Here is a 22,770-nt window from a genome sequence, read left to right on the forward strand (position 1 = left end):
TGCTGATGCTGTTCGCCCGGCGGCCGATGGCCGGCGGGCGCAGGAGCTCACGGGGCGCGCTCGGGGCGACGTCCGCGTGAGCGAGGGTGCGGCCGCTGGGCCTACCGCGCCCTCGAGAACGATGCGCTCCAGGTCGGCGCCACGTCGGCGATGATCTCCCTGAACCGCGGGGGGATGTCCGAGAGCTCGGTCATTTGCTGGATCGTGAGCACCTCGTCGCTCCCGAGCCCGACAGGGCAGCGCAAGGCCCATTCGATCGCCTCCTCCTTGGAGCTCACCTCGATCAGGTAGAAGCCGCCGACCAGCTCCTTCGTCTCGACGAAGGGCCCGTCGAGGACGGCGCGCTTCCCCCCGGAGATCCCGACGCGGGCGCGGGCTCCGCCGGGATTGAGCCCCTCGGAGGCGATCAGCACGCCGGCCTTCATCATTTCCTCGTTGTATTTCATGTACGCGGCGAAGAGCGCTTCGTCCGGAGGCCCATCCGTCTCCGCCTTGGTGTCGTGGGTCCCTGGTGCTGCGGTGATGATGAATCGCATCGTCGTGTCTCCTTCCGATGGGACGCGGGCGCCCGGCCGATCTCGACCGGCTGAGCCCTGCCACTGCCGTCACGACGAACCGGAGGGCGCGCGATCGACAGGGCGGACGAGGTTTTGTTCGGCGCCGACAGAATGGCGATACGCAAGAACTTTACAACGACACTGTCGGCTGCCTCAACCTGGGTCGGGTCGCGGCCAACTCCGGCCACCTCAACCCGGGTCGGCTCCGGCCACCTCAACCCGGGTCGGCCACCTCAACCCGGGTCGGCCACCTCAACCCGGGTCGGCCACCTCACCTTTCCGAAGCTCAGGATCGCCCCGCTCGCCGCCGCCAGCACCGAGAACCCCTCGCGCGGCGGCTTCACCGCCGACGCGCCGGCCACGAGCGTGACCGAGCCGCGCTCGCGGAGGCGCGGCGCCGCAGCCCGCAGGACGTTCACGAACCCGCGCAGCTTGTCGAAGCTGCGCTCGACCTGCTCGCCGGTCATCGCGCCTCTCGGCGCACGGCTCGCGAGCTCGTCCGCAACCGCGGTGAGCACGAGGTGATCCACCGACCCGATCGACCCGATCACGCGATCGACCACGCCAGGATCCAGCATGTCCATGGCCACGGCGCGCCTCGTCCCGACGACGCTCTCCGCCGCCTCGTCGAGCCTCGGCTGCGATCGGCTGAGCATGACCACGTGGGCGCCCCGCGACGCCGCCGCCCGCGCCGCCGCGAGCCCGATCCCCGAGCTCGCGCCGACGACCACCACCGTCTGATTCGATAGCTCGCTCATCGTCCTTCCCTCCGGATCTCCAGCACCGCCTTGCCCGCGACCCGCCGTTCGAGCAGCGCCGCTGCCGCCTCCGGCGCGCGCTCCCAGCCGCCGCGAAACCCGATCTGCGGATCCAGCGCTCCGCGCTCGAGCAGCGAGGCGAGGTACGCGATGTCGGGCCCGAAGCCGGCGCCCACGACGAAGATCTCGACGCGCCTGTTCCCCGCGCGCCGCCGCTCCTGCTCGAAATCGATGGTGCTGGGCTCGCGCGACGCCATGCCGATGCTCTGCACCGAGCCGCCGCGCTCGACGAGGCTCAGCGCCTTGGCGAGCTGCGCGCCGCCGACGTTCTCGAGCACGCCGAAGACAGGCTCCGTCACCTCCGCCAGGTCGACCACGATCTCGTCGGCGCCGAGCGCGCGCAGCCCCTCGGCGCGCGCCGCGCTCCCCACCGCAGCCACGACGTGCGCGCCGGCGCGGCGCGCGAGCTGGACGGCATAGCGGCCCACGCCCCCGAGGCGCCCGTGACGAGCACGCGGCGCCCCACGACCGGCCCGAGGGCGCGCAGCGCGCGCAGCGCCGTGACGCCCGCCACCGGCACCGTGCTGGCCGAGCCGAGGTCGACCGCGTCCGGCACCACGCCGAGCTCCGACGTGTCGACCGCGCGGAGCTCGGCCCACGCCCCGCTCCGACCGAACGACGCGACGCGCGTCCCCTCCTTCGGCCCCGAGCCGTCCTTCGCGGCGCGGACGACCACGCCCGCGGCGTCCCACCCCGGCACCTCGCCGGGATTGCGCATCTCGCCGAGGAACGCCACCTCTCCGAAGTTCAGCGATACCGCGTGGACCTCGACGAGCGCCTGCGAGGGCGCCGGATCCGGCGGCGGCACCTCCGCGAAGCGAAGGCCACGTGGCTGGCTGGGGTCATAGACGAGTGCACGCATGGTGTCTTCATGCCTCCTGGCCTGCATCGTGGTGCCGCCCTCGCGGCCGTTCCATGCTACTTTGTCGCCGATGCATGCCCGTTCGTCCGGCGGAGCGGCGCTCTCCCGCGACGCGCTGAGCGAGGTCCTCCAGGACCTCCGGCTCTCGGACGGCACCTACGGCCGCTGCGAGCTGACGCGCCCCTGGGGCATCGATCTCCCGCCGGTGGCGCAGGCGCGGTTCCACTTCGTGGTCTCCGGCGACTGCTGGCTGCGCGCGCCGAAGCGCGGCTGGATCCTGCTCCACGCCGGCGACGTCGCCCTCCTGCCGCACGGGACCGGCCACGCGATCGCGGACAGGGCGCGCGGGCGCGTGACGCCGCTCGACGAGATGCCGCTCGAGGAGATCGGCGACCGGGCCTACGCGATGCGCGCCGGCGGCGCCGGCGCGCGGACGATCCTCGTGTGTTGCAGCGTCACCTTCGCCCAGCCCGCCGTGCACCCGCTCCTCCAGCTGATGCCCCCGCTGCTCCTCGTGCGCGGCGGCGGCGCAGAAGACGGGGTGTTGCCCGTGCTCCTCGACGCCATGGCCGACGAGGTGCTCAAGCGCCGCGTCGGCGCCGCCACGGTGATGACGCGCCTCGCCGACGTGGTGATCACGAGGGTCGTCCGCGCGTGGGTCGAGTCCCGCAAAGAGGACGCGGACGGCTGGCTCGCCGCGATACGAGATCCCCAGATCGGCCGTGCGCTCGCCGCGATCCACCAGCGCCCCGGCGACCCGTGGTCGGTCGAGTCGCTCGCGGACGTCGCGAAGATGTCGCGCTCGATCTTCTCGGAGCGGTTCGCGGCGCTGGTCGGCGTGCCGCCGGCGCGCTACCTCGCGCGCTTTCGCATGCACGTCGCGAGCGGCTGGCTGCGCGACGACCGCGTGACCGTCGCCGAGGCGGCCGTGCGGCTCGGCTACGACTCCGAGGCGGCCTTCAGCCGCGCCTTCAAACGATTCTCGGGCGTGCCGCCGAGCGCCCTGCGCCGGCAAGGTCGCGACGACGGCTCCCGGGCCTCGCGCGCCAGGGCTCCCCGATGAAGCTGACACGAACGACACGACGGCCCGCGCTGCAGCGGGCGTGAGGAGAGTCACAATGTCTCTTGAAAGGTGGTTGATCGCGCTGTTCCTCGTGCTCCTCCCCGCGTGCGCCACCGGCGCCAAGGCGCCCCCGCCGCAGCCAGGGCCGGAGCCCCCCACGGACGTGCGGCTCTACGCGCTCGACTGCGGTCGGGCCGAGATCGCGGACATGAGCGCCTTCGGGGACGAGCCCCGGGCCAGGGAGCTCGTCGCGTCGTGCTATGTCATCCGGCACCCTCGCGGCACCTTGCTGTGGGACACCGGGATCAGCGACACTGTCGCCGAGACGAAGGGAGGTGTCGTGCATGAGCGTACCGGCTTCCGTTTCCGCGTCGACACGCCGCTGCGCGAGCACCTGAAGGCGCTGAACCTCTCGCCCGCCGACGTGCAATACGTGGCCTTCTCGCACCTGCACGTCGATCACGCGGGAAACGCCAACCTGTTCCCCTCGTCGACGTGGATCCTGAACCGCCGCGAGCTCGAGTGGGCTACCGCGACCCCGCCGCCGCCGACCGTCGAGCCACAGCTCTTCTCGGCCTACCGCAGCGCGAAGCTGCAGCTGCTCGACGGTGAGGCGGACATCTTCGGCGACGGCGCCGTGAGGATCGTGCCGACGCCCGGGCACACGCCGGGCCACCAGAGCCTCGTCCTCCGGCTCCGGCGCGCGGGGACGCTCGTCATCTCGGGCGATGTCTGCCATACCCACGGCAACTGGCAGCACCGCCGGGTGCCTCCCTTCAACACCGATCGCGAGGAGTCCGTCCGCTCGATGGAGCGCCTCGACGCGCTGATCGGCGCCGCCCACGCCCGCTTCGTGGTGCAGCACGAGCCCGACGACCTCGCGGCGCTCCCTCGGTTCCCTGCCTTCCTCGATTGACCATCCCACGTCGCCGGAGGGCCGCGCGCCCGCGCACGTCTCTGTGCCGAGCGCTCGCCCGCCGGCGCCGAGGGCGAAAGGCGCTCGGGGACTCCCCTCAGATCAGCGTCGTCAACGCGCCTCGCAGGAAGTCGCGGGCGACGACGACATCGTGGACCTCGTCCGGGCCGTCGGCGATGCGCGCGGACCGGGCGAATCGATACCAGAGCGAGAACGGCATGTCCTCGCTGTAGCCGAGCGAGCCGTGCATCTGGATCGCGTCGTCGAGCACCTGGCAGAGCAGGCGCGCGACGTGGTTCTTCGCCATCGAGGCGTAGGGGCGCGCCTCCTTCTCCTTGCCTTGCTCGAGCAGCGCCGCGCAGTGCAGCGTCATCAGGTTACCGGCGTGGATGCCGGACGCCGCGTCGGCGAGCTTCTTCTGGATCATCTGGTGGTGAGCGAGCGTCTTGCCGAAGCTCTCCCGCGTGAGGACGTAGTCGCGGCACATCGCGAGCGCGCGGTCGGCCCAGCCGAGCCAGCGCATGCAGTGCGTGAGGCGCGCCGGCACGAGGCGCCGCTGCGCGAGGAGGAACCCCTCGCCGACGCCGCCGAGGACCGCGTCGTCGCCGACGCGCACCGCGTGGAAGCGGAGCTCGGCCTCGCGGTGCGCGAGCATCGGCGGGCTCATCACGGGGATGTCGCGCACGTGCTCGACGCCCTCGGCGTGGCGATCGACCACGAACATCGTCGCGCCCGTGCGCGGATCGTCCGACGTCCGCGCCATCACGATGAGGAACGCCGCGTCGCCGCCGCCGGTCGTGTACCACTTGTGTCCTTCGATCACCCACCCGCCGTCGACCCGGGTCGCCGTCGTGCGCAGGTTCGACGGATCGGCGCCGGCGCCGGGGGCGGGCTCGGTCATCGCGAAGCCGCTCGTGATCTCGGCCCGCGCGAGCGGCGCGAGGTACTTCGCCCGGATCGCGGGCGAGGCCGCCTTGAGCAGGAGATCCATGTTGCCCTGATCCGGCGCGTCGCAGTTGAAGCAGGCCGCGCCGAGCGGAGAGCGGCCCATCTCGCGAAAGAGCGCGCACATGCCCATGACGCCGAGCCCCAGCCCGCCGTGCTCCACGGGCAGGTGCGGCACGAAGAGCCCCTCGGCGCGCGCGCGATCGCGGAGCGCCGTCAGCGTGTCCTTCCGCCCAGCGCGATCCTCCTCGAGGATCGCGCGCTCGTTCGGGAGGACGTGCGCGTCGACGAACGCGCGCACGCGGCCGCGGAGCTCGGCCAGCTCGGGGGGCAGATCGAAGGAGATCGTCACGGCGGCAGTATAGGAAGCCGGAGGGCCGCGTGATAGGGTCGGACGCGCGATGGCCCTTACGCCGCCGACCAACACCCGAGCGCCCCGCGAGGCGCACCGGATCGACGATGCGGCCCTCGGTCGCTGGCTCGCCGAGCACGTCGAAGGCTGCGCGGGAGGCGCGGTGACCGTCGCCCAGTTCAAAGGCGGCCAGTCGAACCCGACCTACTGGGTGGGCGTCGCCGGCGGGCACGGCGGCGATCTCGAGCTCGTCGTGCGAAAGAAGCCGCCCGGCCAGCTCCTTCCGTCCGCGCACGCCGTCGAGCGCGAGTACCGGGTCATGCGCGCGCTCCGCGACACGGAGGTGCCCGTTCCCGACGCGCTCGCGCTCTGCGAGGACGCCTCGGTGATCGGCACGCCGTTCTTCGTCATGCGGTACGCCCCCGGGCGGATCTTCTGGGATCCGACGTTGCCCGAGGTCGCGACCGCCGGAGAGCGCCGCGCGATCTATGCAGACTACATCCGTGTCCTCGCGGCCCTCCACCGCGTCGACCGCGCCGCCGTGGGGCTCGCGGACTATGGCAAGGTGGGCGGGTTCGTCGCGCGGCAGGTCGACCGCTGGTCGAAGCAATACCAGGCCTCGCGCACGGGCGAGGTCCCGGCGATGGAGGCGCTCATGCGCTGGCTGGCCGCGAACGTCCCGGCGAACGACGAGACGACGCTCGTGCACGGCGACTACCGGATCGACAACCTGGTCTTTTCATCCGGTCCTCCGCACGAGGTCGTCGCGACGCTCGACTGGGAGCTCTCGACGCTCGGACATCCGGTGAGCGACCTCGCGTATGCCTGCATGGGTTACCGCATCAACCTCCCCGGCCGCGGCGGGCTCGCCGGGGTCGATGTCGCCTCGCTCGGGATCCCGACCGAGGACGAGATGGTCGCCTCCTACTGCGCGCTCTCGGGTCGAGACGGCATCGAGGCGTGGCCGTACTTCATGGCGTTCGGCGTCTTCCGCCTCGCCGCCATCGCCCAAGGCGTCTACAGGCGGAGCCTCCAGGGCAACGCCAGCTCCGAGGACGCCGACCGGTACGGCGCGGCCGTGACGGTGCTCTCCGAGCTCGCCTGCGGGATCGCGGGGCTCTCTCCGCGGTAGTGCGGCTACGGGTCGTACGACGGCGCTCTCGTCGACACGCCCTGCGACGCTGCCATTGTTCACCAGGAGTTCCGTACCAGCCTTTCCCGCCAGGTTCCCCTCGGTGTCCACGCCCTTGGCGACCGGTGGGCAAACAGGATGCGGCGCGGGGACTCTGCGCACAGCGCTCCCTCGTGAATCGCTTCGCGGAAGCCGGGCCCCGCAGGTCGATGGAATCCGGGCGTGTCGATGACGGGGCGGAGCGTGATGCGCCGAGGCGCTGCGCCGGGCACGTTTCTCGGCTCATTCCAGGCGAGGCTGCACACATCCCGCAATCCCTGCCGCAGCGTCAGCGGCTTCGGGGTCGACCTGATGGTGACAGCGGCGCCGTCCCCCCATGTTTCGACCAGACCGGCGTACCGCTTGCACTGCCAGGCTCCGTGGCCCCCCTCGGGCGCGCCATGGTGAAGGAGTCGACGATGAAGCACGTAGAACGGATTGTCATCCTCGCGGCAGCCGCGGCGGTGGTCGGCAGCGCGCAGCTCGCCGCGGCTGACACGACGACGCATGTCGAGGATCTCACGCTGGTCGAGGAGGTGCCCGCCCCGGTCCCTGCCGAGGCGATGAACCGACGCCAATCGCACAACGGCCATCACCACAACGGCCATCACCACAACGGCCATCACCACAACGGCCATCACCACAACGGCCATCACCACAACGGCCATCACCACAACGGCCATCATCACAACGGCAGTCCTCATAACGGTCACCATTACCATGGTCACCATCACCATGGTCACCTTCACCACGGCCACCATCATCACGGGAGCTCCCTCTCCGGAGCCACTCCGTACGGGACGCTGCCGGCTCCTGTCGTGATGATCGCGGACCGTCGCTGACCGGTCTCCTGCGGGCCGGCGGCTCAGGACGCGGGCCCCGGGTCCCCCGCAGTCCTCCGGCCGCTGCGCCCGAGCTCACCGGAGGGCGTGCGCGGCGACCAGGATCGGATGTCAGGGGGAAACCATGGGTACAGAGACGATTGGCCGAGGACGGGCTCTCGTCCTCCTGACCGCAGCCGCGGGGCACCTCGGCCTGGTGATCATCGTGGGAGCGCTTCAGGTCGACCTCCGGGGCCGAGGTCCTCTGGCGGACGCCGTCGCCGCCTACGGGACGCTCTCCGGCGCCGACAGCGGGTACGCCTTCTTCGCTCCCGGCGTCGGCTCGCCCCCCACGGCCACGTTCGAGATCATGGACGCGACGGGGGCGGTGACCACCGATCGCCTCATGTCTGGGGCGAACGCCGAAGCGAGGCTGCGGGCCGGGAACATCGTCGATAGATTCTGGGAGGAGGAGGATCAGGCCCTGAAGCGCACGATCGCCGCGTCCTGGGCCGGTAAGATGTTCGCCAGGCACCCCGCGGCCGCCGGCGTCGTCGTGCGCGTGGAGGAATGTGAGGTCGCTCCGATGCAGGAGTATCGCCACCAGGACGAGCTCACGTGCGATCTGCACTATCGAGCGAAGCTCGTCCCCCACGAGAAGCCTCGTACTGCCCACGCGGCAGATCGGGAGGCTCCATGAACGGCCGCGCAGGCCCTCGGCTCGCCGTCCGGGCGGCGCTCGCGCGCGCACGGCCGGCGCTCCATCGCTTCGCCTTCGCGCCTGCGTCCGCCATGCCCCTCGCGGTGCTGCGGATCGGCCTCGCGTCGGTGCTCCTTCTCCAGGCCGCGATGGTCGGCCCCGCGCTCCTCGAGCTGTACGGGCGGTCTGGCATCCTCCAGGGGCCGCTCAACGACATCCTCGCCAGGACCGACCTCGTCCGCATCGGCTGGCTCATCGACCGCCTCGCCCTGCTGGGCATCGGCGAGGCATCCATCGTCACGGGCACCGGCGCGCTCTACGCGCTCGCCCTCGTCGCGCTCCTCCTCGGGTGGCGGGCGAGGGCGGCGGCGGCGCTGGCCTGGCTCACCCATCTGATGCTGATGATGACGGCGGACAGCACGAACTACGGGGCGGACAACTACGCCAACATCTTTCTCTTCTATCTCATCTGGATGCCCTCGGGGGCCGCGCTCTCGCTGGACCGTCGGCTCGCCCGCGTGCCCGCCGACCCGCCGGCGACCACGCGGCTCTCGCTGCGCGTCGTCCAGCTGCACCTCTGCATTTCCTATCTCGCGAGCGGCCTCTGGAAGGCCTCCGGCGAGCAATGGTGGAACGGCGAGGCCATCTGGCGCTCGGTCATGCTGCCCGCGTATCGCCAGGTCGATTTCTCCTGGCTCGCAGACAACACCTGGATCCCGATGCTCGCCGGCTGGCTCGTGGTCCTGATCGAGGTCGGCTATGCGTTCTTGATCTGGCCGCGGCGCAGCCGCCGGCTCTGGGTGGCGGCCACGGTGGCGCTCCACATCGGCATCGCCGTCTTCATGGGGCTCGTGGTGTTCGGCGCCCTCATGGCGGCGCTCACGTTCGCGGCGTTCGGGGTGAGGGCGGACCGCGCAGCGCCGGAGAGGCGCCGGCGCGAGCATCCCGCGCTGGAGAGCCCGTGTGCTCATCCGAACGCGTGATGAATCCGCTCGTCACCGGCTCAGGTCGATGGCGTACACCGACAGCATCTTCCCGCTGCCGTCGTCCTGCTCCACGAGCGAGATGTTGTCCAGCCCGGCGGCCTCCGCCTTGGGCAGCGCGTCCTGCGCCGAGGTGAAGGTCACGAGGCCCACGGTCGAGACCTTCGCGAAGCGCCAGCTGCGGTCCGAGCCGTGCTCTTCGCGCGTGAGATCCTCGATCTCGTTGATATAGGCGATGAGCACGTCGCGGTTCGTGTCCGGCGCGGCGTAGATCGTCTTCGAGCCGTCGAGGCCGGGGAACCCGCCGCCGCCGCTCGCGCGGTAGTTGTTCGTCGCCACGATGAACTCCGCGGCCGGATCCATGGGCTCCCCGTTCCACGTCAGGTCCTTGATGCGGCCGCTGGCCTTCATCCCCGCCGGCGGGAGCGGCTGCGTGACGTCGATCTCGTACGAGATCCTGTCGTCCGTGAACATATCGAAGTTGTACCCGGGCATCGCGGTGTTGATGAGCGGCTGCTGGGCCGTCTCGCTCGGGTCGATCCGGTTGAAGCGCGTCGCCGCCCTCTCCAGCCAGTCGAGGATGTCCGCGCCGGTCACCTTCACCGCCTGGATCGTGTTCGCGTAGAGGTAGAGGTCGGCCGCGTTGTTGATCGCGATGCCCCCCGCCGGCACATCGGTGTAATCGTTGCCTCCCTGGAAGCCGGACTTGAACGGCGCGCTCACCGAGAGCACCGGTAGCGAGGCGAGCTCCGGCAGGTTCTCCTCGATGTAACGGGCGACGTAGGCCGCCTGGGCCTGGTTGACGATCTGGATGGCGCTGACATCCCCCACGTCGGCGAACATCGATGACATCTCGAAATCGGTGGTCCCGATGGGCGTCTGGACGTAGGCGATCGTCGCCTGGTGCTCGGCCTCGAGGAGCGACGCGATGGCGGGATCGGCCTCGACGACGATCTTCGCCGCGTCCGGCTGCGCGTCGCAGCGGGCCGCGAACGCGCAGGGCGCCCCCGTGCGCCAGCGCTCCATCGCGTCGCACGCGGCGGGGAGCCCGCCCTGGCAGGCCGTGGAGATCGGCCGGGCCTCGACGACCGTCTCCGCCGTGTCGACCGTCCAGCGCGCGCCGTCGTGGGTGAGCCCCATCTTGATGACGCCGAGGTGCTGGCCCCAGAAGCCCGGCATGACCGCGGGAACGCCCGCGACCGTGCCCGCGTCCTTGTCGACCTCCGGCAGGTCGAACTGGGGCACGGTGCTGCTCGCGTTCGGGAAGATCTGGTGCGAGTGGCCCATGAGCACGGCGTCGACGCCGGGCACATGGGCGACGTGCCACGCCTGGTTCTCGAGGGTGGGCGCATAGGGCGCGTCGTCGAGGCCGCCGTGGACGATGGCGACGACGATCTCGGCCCCCCGCGCGCGGAGATCGTCGATCAGCGGGGCCGCGACCTCCTGCACCCCCTTGGCGAGGACCTTGCCGTCGAGCCATTTCTTGTCCCAGCTCAGGATCGTCGGCGGTGTGATGTCGATGAAGCCGACGTGGAGCGTGCTCTCGATGGTGTCGCCGTCCGGCGCCGTCGCCGTGATGGTCTTCGCGATGAGGACGGACGCCGGGAAGATCGTCTCGTTCGTCTCCAGGCTGAAGACGTTGGAGTTCACCTGCGGGAAGTCGGGGCCCTCGCAGCCCGCCGAGCTCGCGAGATCGAGCCCCTCGACGTCGAACGGGGTGTGGGTCACCTGCGAGAGGAAGGCGAGGCCGTAGTTGAACTCGTGATTGCCGATCCCGGCGACGTCGAACCGCAGGTGGTTCATGGCCTTGTAGATGGCCAGCGTCTCGCCGCACGCGATCGGCTCGACAAGCGCCTGGTAGTCGGCGAGCACGGTGCCCTGGATGGTGTCGCCGTTGTCGATCAGGAGGTTGTTCGGTATTTCGGCCCGCGCCTGGTGGATGAGCGTCGCGGTGCGTTCGAAGCCGATGGATGGCTCCGCGACAAGCTTGAAGTAGTCGAAGCTGAGGACGTTGCTGTGGAGATCGGTGGTCTCCAGCAGCGCGAAGTCGGCCGTGGCCCCGCTCGGCGTCGCGGGCGCTCCCCCCGCGCCGCCCGAGCCGGAGGCGCTGGTCGCGGGCGCTCCCCCTGCGCCGCCCGAGCCGGCGGCGCTGGAGGAGGGCGAGCTCGGGCCGCCCTCGTCATCGCCGCACGCGAAGAGCGCGCTCATGGCCAGGATCACCGAGGAAATCGCCGCATGCCGTCCGAATCGACCTTTCATCGTGAGCTCCTCGTCGAGCGCTGCTGCGGCCGATGCCCCTTCGCGCGGTTACAGTTGCATTGGATCTCTATGGCAAAGTTGTCGCACCGCTCCGCGCTCGGATCAAGGGCTCGATGCGCCCCACGGCTCTCAGCCAGCTCGCCTGGACCCGCTCGGCGCGCCCGTGATACCACGTCTGGGATGACCCCGGCGCCGCACCCCCGCTCGGCCCTCGCGGCATGGGACGGAATCGCGGGCGTGGGTGCGGCCGAGATCGTGGCATGAGCGAACATCAGATCTTGAAGACACACCCGGACACCCTCGTCACCGTTCCATCGCTCGTCGCGGAGCTCACGGCCCTTGGGGTCCAGCCCGGCATGACCTTGCTGGTCCACTCGTCGCTGAGCAAGCTCGGCTGGGTGTGCGGCGGTCCTGTCGCGGTGATCCTGGCGCTGGAAGAGGTCCTGACGCCGGAGGGCACGCTGGTGATGCCGACGCAGTCGGAAGGCCTGTCCGATCCGGCGCTCTGGCGGGATCCGCCCGTGCCCGAGGCGTGGTGGCCGTCGATCCGGGAGACCATGCCGGCCTACGATCCGGACCTGACCCCGACGCGGCAGATGGGCGCCATCCCCGAGACGTTCCGCAAGCAGCGCGGCGTCCGGCGGAGCGCCCACCCGCTCGTGTCGTTCGCCGCCTGGGGCCGGCACGCCGAGGTGGTCACGGCGAACCACGGCCTCTCGTACGACCTCGGCGAGGCCTCGCCGCTGGCCCGCATCTACGACCTCGACGGTTGGGTGCTGCTGCTCGGCGTCGGCCACGGCAACAACACCTCGATGCACCTCGCCGAGTACCGCACCGACTTCCCGGGCAAGCGGACCGAGGTGCGCCACGCCCCCATCCTCGTCGACGGAGCGCGAAGGCGGGTCAGCTTCGACGACGTCGCGACCGACAGCGGCGATTTCGATCGCCTCGGCGCCGATTTCGAGCGGGATACCGGCCTCGTGCGCCGCGGCCGCGCGGGCGCCGCCACCGCCCTGCTGATGCCGCAGCGGCCGCTCGTGGACTACGCGGTCGGATGGCTGCCGCGCAATCGCGGGTAGGCGAGCTCATGCATGTGCCGGCGCGCTGCGCGGCCCTGGTGATGGAGGCCGCTGGCGCTGGACGGGGTGGTACGCTATGGCCGGAGCGATGGGCGAGCTGCGTGACCAGATGTCGGGGGTGGAGGGGAGCGCCGCGCGCGGACCAGCGGGAGAGCAGGGGGCCTCGGCGTTCCGCGATTACCGCGCCGAGGTGCGGCCGAGCGTGAAGGAGCTTTACCGGCTGAACCACGAGGGGCAGACCCTCGCCTTCGTGCAGGAGAAAGAGCGGCAGTACCTCGGCCTCGACCGGCGCCGGATGGGCATGTGGGAGGCGCTCGAGCTGCTCGATCAGCTGGTCGACGACAGCGATCCGGACACCGAGCTGTCGCAGATCGCGCATGCGCTCCAGTCCGCGGAGGCGGCGCGGCGGGACGGGCAGCCGCGGTGGTTCGTGCTGACCGCGCTGATCCACGACGCCGGGAAGATCCTGTGCACGTGGGGCGAGCCGCAGTGGGCCGTGGTGGGCGACACCTTCCCGGTGGGCTGCGCCTATTCGGACCGGATCGTCTTCCCCGAGCTGTTCGCGCGAAACCCGGACATGGCGAGCCCGGCGTACCGGACGCCGTGCGGGATTTACGAGGAGGGCGCGGGGCTCTCCCGGGTGCGCATGTCATGGGGGCACGACGAGTATCTGTATCATGTGGTGAGGGACCACCTGCCGCTCGAGGCGCACTACATGATCCGCTATCACTCGTTCTACGCGGCGCACCGCGAGGGCGCGTACGGGCACCTGATGAACGAGCAAGATCGGCGGATGATGGAGTGGGTGCGGCGGTTCAACCCGTACGATCTCTACTCGAAGGCCGACGCCCCGCCGGACGTGGAGCGGCTGAAGCCGTTCTACGAGGAGCTGATCGCGGAGTTTCTGCCGGCCGAGCTCCGCTGGTGAGAGGACGGTCGATGCCCCCCGCCGCGCCCCCCAACCTGGGTCGGATCGCGCGCGGTTCCGACCTGGGCAGCGCCCTTCACCCGGGCCAGACGGGCCGTGTCGACCTGGGTCGCGTCGCCGCCCGCGCGCTCGACCCCCGACGCGGCGTTCAGGGCCCGAAGAGGTAGGCGAGCGCCAGGGTCGTGGCCTCGGCCTCGAGCTTCGCCGTGCCGATCAGATGGGGTTCCTCGATGATCACGCGGTGCCCGAGCGCCTCGAGAGCGGTCTCCACCACGAACGCAGCGAGCCGCACGTCGGGCACCGCGAGGCGCGCGCGGTGGGGCACCAGGCGGCGTTCCAGCAACACCGCGAGCTTGCGGCTCGTCTCCGCCACCTCGGCGAGCCGGCCGACGCGCGGCAACTGCTCGATCAGGATCTTGTGCAACGCCGGTGAGATCCGCTGTGCATCGAGGCCGGCGCGCACGAAGGCGCGCACTGCCGCCTCCGGGTCCGCCGGATCCGCCTCGGCCAGCGCGCCCTCGACGCGCGCCACGATCGCGGCGGCGTGCCGCTCGACGAGCGTCGCGACCAGCGCCTCCTTGTTCGGAAAGTACTGATAGAGCGACCCGACGCTGACGCCGGCGCGCGCCGCCACTGCGATCGTCGTCGTCCCGTCGTACCCGCGGGCGAGCAGAACGCGAATCGTCGCCTCGACGATCGCGTCGACGGTCGCCCGCGACCGCGTCTGACGCGGTGTTTTACGCGGATTTGTCTCGTGTGTGCCCATCGCAGAGCGCGCCTCCATCAACGCGAATAGCGAACACGAATCGATATTCGTAGACTGGCTCAACCCCACGCAGGAGGCAACGTTCATCATGAAGACCACGACTCTCGAGACCCACGGCCCCGTCGCGCCGGTCACCGGCGCCCACGCCGGCGGCGGCGCGCGGAAGCGCGGCGTGATCGCCTTCGAGTTCGCCGGCGCCATCGACCCTCTGACGCATCCAGGCGCGCCGCGCATCCTCGGGTCGTACGCGGCCAGCGGCCCCTGCATGGTCGGTGTCGTGACGAAGGCGGCGGGCAGCACCGACGGCTCCTGGGAGCGACACGACGGCGGCGACGAGCTCCTCGTGATCGTCCGCGGGCGCGCGACGTTCACGGTCAACCTGCCTGACGGCACGACGGAGGTGACCGAGGTCGGTCCGGGTCAAGCGCTGCTGATCCCGCGCGGCGCGGCGCACTCGGGGCACATCGCCGACGATGTGTGCGTGCTCTTCGTGACGCCCAGCGACGGCAACTCCGTCTGGAGCGACGTGGAGGCAGGCGCCCGCCGACGTTGAGCGATTCGCTGGCAGCCACATCGGATGGCCGGCCCCGCCACGGCTACGGGCGGGACGGGAGCCTCGGCGCCGAGCTCTTCGCCTACGGCGATGCCGTGGGGAATCGATCGTCGCCCCTCCGCCCCGCCCCACCCTCGTGTCCGGGGCCGCTCACCTCGGGCAGTCGAGGTCGATCGCCGGGAGGTCGTAGTTCACCACGTTCTGCTCGGGGTCGATGAGGAACTCGGCGTCGCGCGGGAGGTGGCGCGTCTTGCGGATATCGTCGCCGGCATACGCGCGGATGTCGTCGCGCGATCTCCAGTAGCTGATCACCATGAAGTGCGTCTCCGCGCCCACGGTCTCGCGCATCAGCTGATAACCGAGGTTCCCCGGGATGGTGCGGAACTTGGGGAGCGCGCTCGAGATATAGGCCGTATATCCCTCGGCCTTGTCGCTCGGCGTGCGGCCGTGCCACACGCGGGCGACGCGCGCCGCGCACGGCGCCGGCGCGGCGGCGGACGGCGCGCGGTCTTCCGGCGGCGCCGCGGGGGCTGCGGCGGGCTGCGCCGGGGCGGCCGCTACGGCGGGATCCGGGGAGGCTGGCGGCGTCTGCTCCATGGTGGACGCGCAGCCGAGCACGGCGCATGCGGCGAGCAGCGCGGCCAGCGCGAGAGGGGCGCGGCGCGCGGCGCGGCCCGAGGCGTATTGCGGTCGAGCGGGGGCGGTCATGAGGCCGAGTATGCACGAGACCGTCGCGACCGGGTGATCTCCGATGGGCACGCGGCGCCCGGGGTGGTGGCCGTGTTCGGGCTGGAGGGCGGGAAGGAGGGCTATCCCGCTACCCCTCCCCGTCCGCCGCGACCGCCATCTGCCGCAGCGCCGCGAGCCGCGACGGCCGCGCCAGGAGCCCCCCGACCGTCTGGTCCGCGACCAGCTCCGCGATCTGCTCCGGCCGGTACCCGAGCGCCGCAGCGTCGCTGGCGGCGAGCGGATGGATGCGCCCGGCCCCCCCGGGGCGGTACCAGTTCTGCACGCTCTCGTCCTGCGCCAGCACCGTCAGCGCGCACAGGTAGGCGTCCACCTCGCGGAACGTCCCCTCCCCCCACCCCGCGCCCGATCATCGCCGCCACGGCCTCGGTCAGCGCGCGCCGCTCGGCCCAGTAGGTCGCGAACGCCTCCGGATCCCGCTCGTTGAAGCGGTGGATCTCCGTGATCTCCAGCGGGAAGCCGCACACCGTCTCCACGTCGAACCGCACGAAGCGCCAGAGCTGCACGTCGGCGGCGCCGCCGCTCGCCTCGAGCCTGCGCGCGTACGAGAGCGGCAGGCGGTTCACCTGCTGCAGGATCTCCGCGACGATCAGCTCCTTGCGCCGGAACCAGTAGTACAGCGACGACTGCCGGAGCCCGGCCGCCTGCGCGATCTCGAGCATCGACACGTCGACGACCCCGCGCTCGGCGAACAGCCGGCCCGCCACCTCCAGGATCTGCTCGCGCGGCGCGAGCTCGCTGCGCTGCGGCGCCTTGCGCGGCCGGCCCATCCGGCGCGGGCTCCCTTCGGCCTTCTGACTGTCTACGCGGCGCACCGCGAGGGCGCGTACGGGCACCTGATGAACGAGCAAGATCGGCGGATGATGGAGTGGGTGCGGCGGTTCAACCCGTACGATCTCTACTCGAAGGCCGACGCCCCGCCGGACGTGGAGCGGCTGAAGCCGTTCTACAAGGAGCTGATCGCGGAGTTTCTGCCGGCCGAGCTCCGCTGGTGAGGGGCTCCGGGGCAGGCGGCGGGTCCGGAGGTGGTGCAGGAGCCCATCTACGGGCCGCCCTCGTCGCTGGGCACGGGGCGGCCTGCTCGCGGCCGCGCGCATGCCGGCCTACGTGCTGTACGGCTTCGACTCGGCCAGATCGCGAGTGGGCGCGGCGGCGTGACGTATGTCGCGCACGGCATCGACACGTCGGCGTTGAACACCAATCCAGCGACCGTTGTCGACGATCGCCGCAGCGCCTCGCGCCGGCGTCCTCCTGTACTTTATTGAGACGCGTGGTAAGTACCATCAATGTCCTTCGTGCCCGCGCCTCTAGCTCAAACGGAAACGCACGATCGGGAGACAGTGGCGGGCTATCCTCGCGCCATCTACGTGGAGCTGACGGATCGATGTAACCTGAAGTGCCCCATGTGCCGCTGTGCGGCTGTCGTCGGGGACGTGCTCCCGGTGGCCACCTTCGCGGATATTGCCAGCGTCCTGTTTCCGCATGCAAGGTTCGTCGATCTCCGCGGGTGGGGCGAGAGCACCATCCTCCACAATTTCGACGAATACCTCGATATTGCTCAGCAACACCCGATCAAGATCAAGTTGATCACCAACGCCACGGTGAACCGACCTGAGCTGTGGAGGCGGCTGGGCCGCGACGGTGTGATCACCGGAGTGTCGTTCGACGCCGCGGAGACCGGTCTCTTCCGCGTCCTCCGCGGGGGCGCTCGCATGGATCAGATCGTCGCGAATATCGAGCGTTTGGTGGAGGCGTGCCGGGAGGCGGGGCGAGATCCCGGCGAGCAGGTCTATTTGTGCATCACCGCGAGCGGCTCCAACATCGACCAGATCGACCGGGTCATTGAGCTGGGTATGTCGCTCGGCCTGCGCCGCTTCAAGATCGAGCCGCTGTGGGCCCCGTCGGGCGCTCCGGATCTGCTCGAGCACCATGCGGAGAGGGTGCGGCGCTGCACAGAGAAGCTCGCCGCGCTGGCGCGCGCGACGGGATGCCTCGTGGAGTACTCGGCCTCGCTGCTCAGCGAGCTCACGGACCCCAAGGCGACGCGCAAGGTCTGCATCCACCCCTGGGAGTACTGCTATATCAATGCGAGGGGGCGCATCGGGTTCTGCGACCACTTGAACGGTCGGGAAGAGTTTGCGTGGGGAGAATGGGGTCGGCAAAGCTTTCTTGAGTTCTGGAACGGAGAACAGATGCGGAGGCTCCGTTCCGAGCACGTACGGCGCCTGAGCGGAGAGGCGATCCAGTCGTGCGGCGATTGCAACTGGTGCTATGATCGCCGGTACATGGATCTGGAAGACTGGATCGATCCGTCGTGGGCTCAGTACCGCGTGACCGCCTAGAGATGCCGGGCGTCCCATGGCTCCTGCGTGCGTCGCGCTCCTCACCTTCTCGGTCGACCGCCCTCGGCTCCTCGCGGAGGCGATCCGCAGCGTGCTCGCGCAGCGCGACGCGCCGCCGATCCGACAGATTGTATTCTCCGAGCGCACCGCCGAGCTGCGCGCCGACGCTGCGCTCGACGGCCTCAAGGACCGCGTCCAGTGGGTCCCCCTCGAAACGAGGGCCTACGAGGGGCACTCCTCGCCGCGCATGGCGGCGCTGCGCCAGCTCGCGCTGGGGTACGTTCAGGAGACCTATGTCGGGTTCCTGGATGACGACAACACGCTGGCACCCGAGCACATCGCCAACCTCGTCAGGATGATCGAAAATCAGAACCTGAGCGCGGCCCACTCCTGGCGCGAGCTATCTCACCCTGACGGGACGCCGTTCGACGGCTCTTTCTATCCCTGGCACGCAGATCCAGCGGTCGCCCGCGACCTCCACGCCTGGTGCGTCGAGAACGGTGTCATGATCCCGGGATCGGCGGTCGTGCGGGACGGCGTTCGAGAAGGCGACGACCCACGCAACGTCGCCACCGTGGATATGAATGAATGGCTGTTCGAGACGGAGGCGCTGCGGGCGATCGGCTTTGAGACCGCATTTACCGACCTCGAGGTGGCCAACCAGGTAGGCGAGGACGACAAGCTCCTTCGGCGCGTCCGTCGCGCGGGGCTGCGCTTTGCCTGCAGCGAGATGCCAACCGTGCGCTACCGCCTCGGCGGGGTCTCCAACAAGCGCCGAACGGATGCTCCGGAGGGTGCGCGTTGACTCTTCGAGATTCCGCTGGGCGCGTCACTCCCGTGGGCGGGACGCACGGGCAGGGCGCGACGCTCTCCGTCGCCCGCTTCCACGGGTTGGGCAATGTGCTCATGCTGTTGCCGGTCCTCCGGGCGCTCCAGCAGAGCGGCCGCCGGGTGGAGCTGGTGACCCATGCGGCGTGGGCACCGGCGCTGCGCGCGCTGTCCACGGGCCTTCATGTCCATACGGAGCGCCGGGAGGGGACGCTGGACCTCGATCAGGCCACCTCGAGCGTTCGTCCGTCAGAGCACCGCACCGATGAGTTCGCCGATCTCCTCGGAGTGCCTCGACGACACTGGCCGATTCTAGTCCGCGTCCCCGCCGCCTGGGCAGAGCCGTTTCACAGATCGAGAGGGCCCGTCGTGTTCGCGCCCGAGGCTGCGCACCCGTCGCGGCGATGGCCGATCGCCTACGCCCGTCAGGTCGCAGCCCTCCTCCAAGGTCGCCCGCTCTGGCTCACGGGGCTATCTCAGGAGCCCATGATTCCGTGCGACGAGGACCTCCGAGGGCGCCTCTCTCTGCAGGAGCTGTTTGGGTCAATCGCGGCCGCATCGGCGGTGATCGGTATGGACTCCGCGGTGGTCCAGATCGCCATGATGCTCGGCGTGCCGGTCGTGGCCATCTTCGGAGGTGTCGATCCGCGATTTCGCATCCTCCCCGACGCGCGCGCCGTTGCGCTCGTGGGCCGCGCTACCTGTCGACCGTGCAACAAGAACGAGACCTGCGGCGGCGCTTACGATTGTATCCGGCGCATCCAGGCGTCCGACGTCATGGAGGCGCTCGAGCGGCTCCCTGCCGTACGTCACCGCGAGATCTGGGAGCGATGATGGCTGGGGAGAGCTCGATATCCGCGCTGCGGGCGGACGAGGACGCGATAGCAAGGGCCGTGCGCGCCGCCGAGGATATGCGTCGCCCCCTGCTGCTCATCTTCTTGGCCACGCGCCCCTGTTTCATCAAGCTGGCCAGCCTGATTCACGCAGCGGATGCGGTCGGCGCCCCGCACCTCGTGGTCGACTCAGGGCAGCATTTCGAAGAACATTTGACGGCCGCGCAGCACGAGCTCGGGTATGGACATCGCATTGCGGTTCACCTTGACGTCCGAGGCGACCTCATCGAGCGCAGCGGCGACGTCGCCTTCAAGCTCAAGGCGCTGGCGGCGCTCCTTTCGCGACATCGGCTACGGCAGCCCGCGGTCCCCGTTGTCTCTGGAGATACGTCGACCGCGGGCACGATACCGTCGCTGTGGTATCTTCACACAGGTCTCCGCAGCGTCCACGTCGAAGCGGGGCTGCGCTCCGAAGGCCCCGCGTGGCGATGGCCTGCCTCGGCGAGCGAGGCGCTCTCAGGCCAGCGCGCAGCGCGCTGGGTGCGCTTCCCCGACGAGCCGTACCCCGAAGGGCTATGCACGAGGCTGGCCAGCGTGGCGTCCGACGTGCTCTTCGCTCCCGTCGAGCGCAACCGTCGGCACCTCCAGGCCGAAGCGTACCGGCCGGAGCAGATCGCGATCGTCGGGTCGCTGAGCTCCGACGCGGTCATCCTCGCGCGTCAATGTACTGGCGCGCTCGATGCCTTGCTCAACCAGGCCCCCCGCCTCGCCTCCGGCGGGCCGTGGCTGCGCGTCGACGTTCACCGCCGCGAGAATATGACCGCGCCCAAACTCCGTGCGCTCCTCGACGGCATCGCGCGATTCGCGGCGCAAGGGGCGCCAGTGGTGCTGGTTCGCACCAACGCCTTCAGCAGGGCGATCGATGAGCACGGATTGGCGGAGCACCTGGCCGACGCCGAGCGCCGTGGCGTGTTGGTCACGCCGCCATGGCCCTCCTATGCGTCCGTGGTGCAGTTCCTCGCGTCGCCGCGCTGCCATATGATCTTGACGGATAGCGGCGGGCTGCAGGAGGAGGCGCATGCGCTCGGCACTCCCTGCTTCACGGCGCGCCGCAGCACCGATCGACCTGAGACCATCCTCGACGTCGCGGACAGCCCGAGCCTCGGGGGCAACCGCCTCCTGCCCTTGTTCTCGGGTGCGTTTATCGCCGACGGGCTCACGATAGGCTGGTCACGACACGCCGCGGTCAGCACAAGGACGCCGGGAGACCTGTATGGTCGCGAGGTCGGGGCGGCCATGATGAAGCGTCTCTGCGCTTACCAACCTCGAGGTGCGGTCTCTCCACCCGCGCCGGCGCAGGGCGCGTAGGCGCTCATCGCTACGCCCGGCGAAAGGCGCGCTCCCCGCCGATCCGCTGGGTCGCGCGCATCACGGCGGCCACGTCCTTCTCTGCGACCTGCGTGCGGTACAGCCGCAGGAGTTGCGTCTTTTGAATCAGCCAGCCGTCTTCGGCGACGTGATCCGGCGTCATGCCGCGCGCGAGCCGCGCCACCTCCCGATGGTACTCCGCGTCGCTCAGCTCCCCTGCGTAGGGCTGATCCTCGTATAGGAAAAGCGCCGCGCCGGGCGGTCGTTCGATCAACACGGCGTCGCGGACGAGCAGATGATCGAGCAGCCCCCCCAGGCCGAGCGGCGCGTAGATCCTCGACCAGTTCCGGCGGAGCAGCGGCCGCAAGTAGCCCCGCAGCGTACGGGCGAAGGGGTGATTTTGCGCGACAGCGTCCGTCACGAACAAGCCATCCACGTCGGTGATGCCGTCGCGGATCGGGGCTTCCTCCAGGCCCATCGCTCCCCGCTCGAGGCCGAGCGCGCGGGCGAAGGAGGCGTCCTCCGACGCGCGGCGAGCCGTGATCGCCTCCACGCTGGAGAGGGGCGGCTCGGCGTAGGGCGCGAAGGCGCTCACCGAGAACACGATCTCCATGTGGCAGCGACGCGGGTCCTCACGGCCGGCGAGCAGCCGCCCGGCCATGGAATAGGCGATGTCGTCGCAGTGCGGCGAGATCAGCAGAACATCGCGGGCGGTCGCCGCGCCGCTCACAGGCCTCGGCCCAGAGCCGGGGCGCCGCGCCCGACGATCGCGTGGTAGCAATCGAGGAGTCGCTGGAGCGCGATGTCGGGGTGGTAGCGCTGGGAGAAGCGAGCTGCGACGCGCGAGCGCGCCTGCTCGTAGGCCGCGTCGTCCGTGAGCAGGTGCTCCATGCAGCGCGCCAGATCGGCGGGATCGCCGATGCGCGCCAGCCACGGATAATCCTCGCCGACCACAGCGGCGGCTCCCGCGGTCCGGGTGGCGACGATCGGAATACCGCGCACCGCCATCTCCATCAGCGCGCCTGGCATCCCCTCGAGGTAGGAGGCGAGCAGCATCATCGTCGAGCTGCGCGCCACGTCGTCCACACCGACCATCGGCGCGAATAGGCCGCGCAGACGGACTCGATCAGCGATGCCCATCATTGCAGCGAGATCCTGCAACCGCTGCTTGTCCTCGCCGTCGCCCCATACATGCAGCTCGACGTCCGGCACGCGATCCCGCAGGTGGGCGAGCGCCAGGACGGCGATCTCGGCCCCTTTCTCCAGCGAGAGCCGGCCTATGCAGCTCACCACCGCGGGCCGGCTGCGCCACGGCTCGATCGCCGCCGTCGGTGGCGGGACGGTGTGGGGCACGACATACAGAGGACCGCTGTAGCCCAGCCTGTCGCGCGCCTCGCTCGCGGCCGCGTCCGTGAGGACGATCAGCGCATCGAGCTGCCGCAGGAGCAGCGGAAGATCCTGCGACAGCCAGTAGTTCCCCGCGCCCAAGCTGGTGGCCTCCAAGCCGACGACCGGGACGCCTGGAACAGGCTCCGCGCACCACTGCCGCAGCGACTCGCCGGTTGGTAGAAACTGGATCAGGTCCGGCGGCCTGCTCAGGCATGTCGCTCGCGCGACCCGGCAGAGCCCTTGACATGATGGCTCGTCCCGAGCGGTAAGGAGCACTTCGACGCCCGCCGCCGCGAGGCGCGTGGTCCAGATCGGGTTGGCGCTGTAGGGCGCGACAATACGCACGTCAGCGCCCGCCCTCCTCAGCATCGAGGCAAAGTTGACGGTCAGGTACTCACAACCGCCGATATTGGCCATCTCCTCGACGACCCAAACGGCGGCGACCGACGTGAGCGCTACGAACGGCATCACGCCCGATCATAGCGAGACA

Annotated in this window: 23 protein-coding genes and 2 pseudogenes; 14 read left to right on the forward strand and 11 right to left on the reverse strand. The window is 70.3% G+C overall.

The genetic code is table 11. The features are described 5' to 3' along the window. Positions 1–101: 101 nt before the first annotated feature. The 3 genes and pseudogenes from NQZ70_RS30800 to NQZ70_RS53505 form a co-directional block, all read right to left on the reverse strand. Positions 102–536 carry a YciI family protein gene (locus NQZ70_RS30800; RefSeq protein WP_129577412.1) on the reverse strand — a complete coding sequence of 145 codons (435 nt, stop codon included), beginning with the start codon at positions 534–536 and terminating at the stop codon, positions 102–104. 254 nt (positions 537–790) lie between these two features. Next, the gene (locus NQZ70_RS30805; RefSeq protein ID WP_129577413.1) at positions 791–1,315 is read right to left on the reverse strand and encodes an SDR family NAD(P)-dependent oxidoreductase; all 525 of its coding nucleotides are present in this window, start codon (positions 1,313–1,315) and stop codon (positions 791–793) included. After that, positions 1,312–2,237: pseudogene (locus tag NQZ70_RS53505) on the reverse strand (zinc-binding dehydrogenase). The gene NQZ70_RS30805 and the pseudogene NQZ70_RS53505 overlap by 4 nt, the downstream one beginning before the upstream one ends. On the opposite strand from NQZ70_RS53505, the gene NQZ70_RS30820 reads away from it, so the two are divergent. Together NQZ70_RS30820 and NQZ70_RS30825 are read left to right on the forward strand one after the other, a co-directional pair. Beyond that, on the forward strand, positions 2,236–3,300 hold the full coding sequence (locus tag NQZ70_RS30820; RefSeq protein WP_237244198.1) for an AraC family transcriptional regulator: 1,065 nt from the start codon (positions 2,236–2,238) through the stop codon (positions 3,298–3,300). The pseudogene NQZ70_RS53505 and the gene NQZ70_RS30820 overlap by 2 nt on opposite strands. Positions 3,301–3,355: 55 nt before the next feature. Next, a complete protein-coding gene (locus NQZ70_RS30825; protein WP_237244199.1) occupies positions 3,356–4,216 on the forward strand; it encodes an N-acyl homoserine lactonase family protein in 861 nt (286 codons plus the stop codon). Positions 4,217–4,313: 97 nt separating this feature from the next. On the opposite strand, the gene NQZ70_RS30830 is transcribed toward NQZ70_RS30825, so the two are convergent. After that, positions 4,314–5,513 carry an acyl-CoA dehydrogenase family protein gene (locus NQZ70_RS30830; RefSeq protein WP_129577415.1) on the reverse strand — a complete coding sequence of 400 codons (1,200 nt, stop codon included), beginning with the start codon at positions 5,511–5,513 and terminating at the stop codon, positions 4,314–4,316. A 49-nt stretch (positions 5,514–5,562) separates the two neighbouring features. On the opposite strand from NQZ70_RS30830, the gene NQZ70_RS30835 reads away from it, so the two are divergent. The 4 genes from NQZ70_RS30835 to NQZ70_RS30850 all read left to right on the forward strand — a co-directional run bounded on the left by NQZ70_RS30835 (position 5,563) and on the right by NQZ70_RS30850 (position 9,188). Then, a complete protein-coding gene (locus tag NQZ70_RS30835) occupies positions 5,563–6,645 on the forward strand; it encodes a phosphotransferase family protein (protein WP_129577416.1) in 1,083 nt (360 codons plus the stop codon). A 458-nt stretch (positions 6,646–7,103) separates the two neighbouring features. After that, positions 7,104–7,526: a hypothetical protein gene (locus NQZ70_RS30840; RefSeq protein ID WP_129577417.1), complete on the forward strand. Its 423-nt coding sequence runs from the start codon at positions 7,104–7,106 to the stop codon at positions 7,524–7,526. Positions 7,527–7,650: 124 nt separating this feature from the next. After that, positions 7,651–8,205 carry a hypothetical protein gene (locus NQZ70_RS30845; RefSeq protein WP_237244200.1) on the forward strand — a complete coding sequence of 185 codons (555 nt, stop codon included), beginning with the start codon at positions 7,651–7,653 and terminating at the stop codon, positions 8,203–8,205. After that, complete coding sequence (locus NQZ70_RS30850; protein WP_129577418.1) at positions 8,202–9,188, forward strand: HTTM domain-containing protein; 987 nt, start codon at positions 8,202–8,204, stop codon at positions 9,186–9,188. The genes NQZ70_RS30845 and NQZ70_RS30850 overlap by 4 nt, the downstream gene beginning before the upstream one ends. 12 nt (positions 9,189–9,200) lie before the next feature. On the opposite strand, the gene NQZ70_RS30855 is transcribed toward NQZ70_RS30850, so the two are convergent. Continuing rightward, entirely contained in the window at positions 9,201–11,396 is a 2,196-nt protein-coding gene (locus NQZ70_RS30855; protein ID WP_129581677.1) for a 5'-nucleotidase C-terminal domain-containing protein, read from the reverse strand. A gap of 311 nt (positions 11,397–11,707) precedes the next feature. On the opposite strand from NQZ70_RS30855, the gene NQZ70_RS30860 reads away from it, so the two are divergent. Together NQZ70_RS30860 and NQZ70_RS30865 are read left to right on the forward strand one after the other, a co-directional pair. Further along, a complete protein-coding gene (locus NQZ70_RS30860; RefSeq protein WP_129577419.1) occupies positions 11,708–12,526 on the forward strand; it encodes an aminoglycoside N(3)-acetyltransferase in 819 nt (272 codons plus the stop codon). 88 nt (positions 12,527–12,614) lie between these two features. Next, a complete protein-coding gene (locus NQZ70_RS30865; RefSeq protein WP_237244201.1) occupies positions 12,615–13,454 on the forward strand; it encodes an inositol oxygenase in 840 nt (279 codons plus the stop codon). A gap of 148 nt (positions 13,455–13,602) precedes the next feature. On the opposite strand, the gene NQZ70_RS30870 is transcribed toward NQZ70_RS30865, so the two are convergent. Next, a complete protein-coding gene (locus tag NQZ70_RS30870) occupies positions 13,603–14,310 on the reverse strand; it encodes a TetR/AcrR family transcriptional regulator (protein ID WP_237244202.1) in 708 nt (235 codons plus the stop codon). On the opposite strand from NQZ70_RS30870, the gene NQZ70_RS30875 reads away from it, so the two are divergent. After that, positions 14,309–14,773: a cupin domain-containing protein gene (locus NQZ70_RS30875; RefSeq protein ID WP_129577421.1), complete on the forward strand. Its 465-nt coding sequence runs from the start codon at positions 14,309–14,311 to the stop codon at positions 14,771–14,773. The genes NQZ70_RS30870 and NQZ70_RS30875 overlap by 2 nt on opposite strands. A 150-nt stretch (positions 14,774–14,923) precedes the next feature. Here the strand turns inward: NQZ70_RS30875 and NQZ70_RS30880 are convergent, their stop codons facing one another. The 3 genes and pseudogenes from NQZ70_RS30880 to NQZ70_RS53165 all read right to left on the reverse strand — a co-directional run. Next, positions 14,924–15,481, reverse strand: a complete 558-nt coding sequence (locus tag NQZ70_RS30880; RefSeq protein ID WP_129577422.1) for an antibiotic biosynthesis monooxygenase family protein — start codon at positions 15,479–15,481, stop codon at positions 14,924–14,926. Between the two features lie 109 nt (positions 15,482–15,590). Further along, positions 15,591–15,833 carry a hypothetical protein gene (locus tag NQZ70_RS30885; RefSeq protein WP_237245729.1) on the reverse strand — a complete coding sequence of 81 codons (243 nt, stop codon included), beginning with the start codon at positions 15,831–15,833 and terminating at the stop codon, positions 15,591–15,593. Between the two features lie 322 nt (positions 15,834–16,155). Continuing rightward, a pseudogene (locus NQZ70_RS53165) lies at positions 16,156–16,290 on the reverse strand (TetR family transcriptional regulator); the annotation flags it as partial. Positions 16,291–16,314: 24 nt separating this feature from the next. Between NQZ70_RS53165 and NQZ70_RS30890 the strand changes: the two are divergent. The 5 genes from NQZ70_RS30890 to NQZ70_RS30910 all read left to right on the forward strand — a co-directional run bounded on the left by NQZ70_RS30890 (position 16,315) and on the right by NQZ70_RS30910 (position 20,891). Next, on the forward strand, positions 16,315–16,515 hold the full coding sequence (locus NQZ70_RS30890; RefSeq protein WP_261344361.1) for an inositol oxygenase: 201 nt from the start codon (positions 16,315–16,317) through the stop codon (positions 16,513–16,515). Between the two features lie 291 nt (positions 16,516–16,806). Next, entirely contained in the window at positions 16,807–17,862 is a 1,056-nt protein-coding gene (locus NQZ70_RS30895) for a radical SAM protein (protein ID WP_129577423.1), read from the forward strand. 16 nt (positions 17,863–17,878) lie between these two features. After that, on the forward strand, positions 17,879–18,667 hold the full coding sequence (locus NQZ70_RS30900; RefSeq protein ID WP_129577424.1) for a glycosyltransferase: 789 nt from the start codon (positions 17,879–17,881) through the stop codon (positions 18,665–18,667). Positions 18,668–18,768: 101 nt separating this feature from the next. Next, complete coding sequence (locus NQZ70_RS30905; RefSeq protein ID WP_237245691.1) at positions 18,769–19,524, forward strand: glycosyltransferase family 9 protein; 756 nt, start codon at positions 18,769–18,771, stop codon at positions 19,522–19,524. Between the two features lie 59 nt (positions 19,525–19,583). Continuing rightward, positions 19,584–20,891 (forward strand): UDP-N-acetylglucosamine 2-epimerase, encoded by a 1,308-nt coding sequence (locus NQZ70_RS30910; RefSeq protein ID WP_207217526.1) that lies wholly within the window; start codon positions 19,584–19,586, stop codon positions 20,889–20,891. 10 nt (positions 20,892–20,901) lie between these two features. Here NQZ70_RS30910 and NQZ70_RS30915 read toward each other — a convergent pair whose 3' ends face one another. Together NQZ70_RS30915 and NQZ70_RS30920 are read right to left on the reverse strand one after the other, a co-directional pair. Continuing rightward, positions 20,902–21,621, reverse strand: coding sequence for a PIG-L family deacetylase (locus tag NQZ70_RS30915; protein ID WP_129577427.1), 720 nt, complete (start codon positions 21,619–21,621; stop codon positions 20,902–20,904). After that, positions 21,618–22,748, reverse strand: a complete 1,131-nt coding sequence (locus tag NQZ70_RS30920; RefSeq protein ID WP_129577428.1) for a glycosyltransferase family 4 protein — start codon at positions 22,746–22,748, stop codon at positions 21,618–21,620. The genes NQZ70_RS30915 and NQZ70_RS30920 overlap by 4 nt, the downstream gene beginning before the upstream one ends. Positions 22,749–22,770 lie beyond the last annotated feature (22 nt).

This window comes from Sorangium sp. So ce836 (genome assembly GCF_028553905.1).
Lineage (GTDB): Bacteria > Myxococcota_A > Polyangia > Polyangiales > Polyangiaceae > Sorangium > Sorangium cellulosum_D.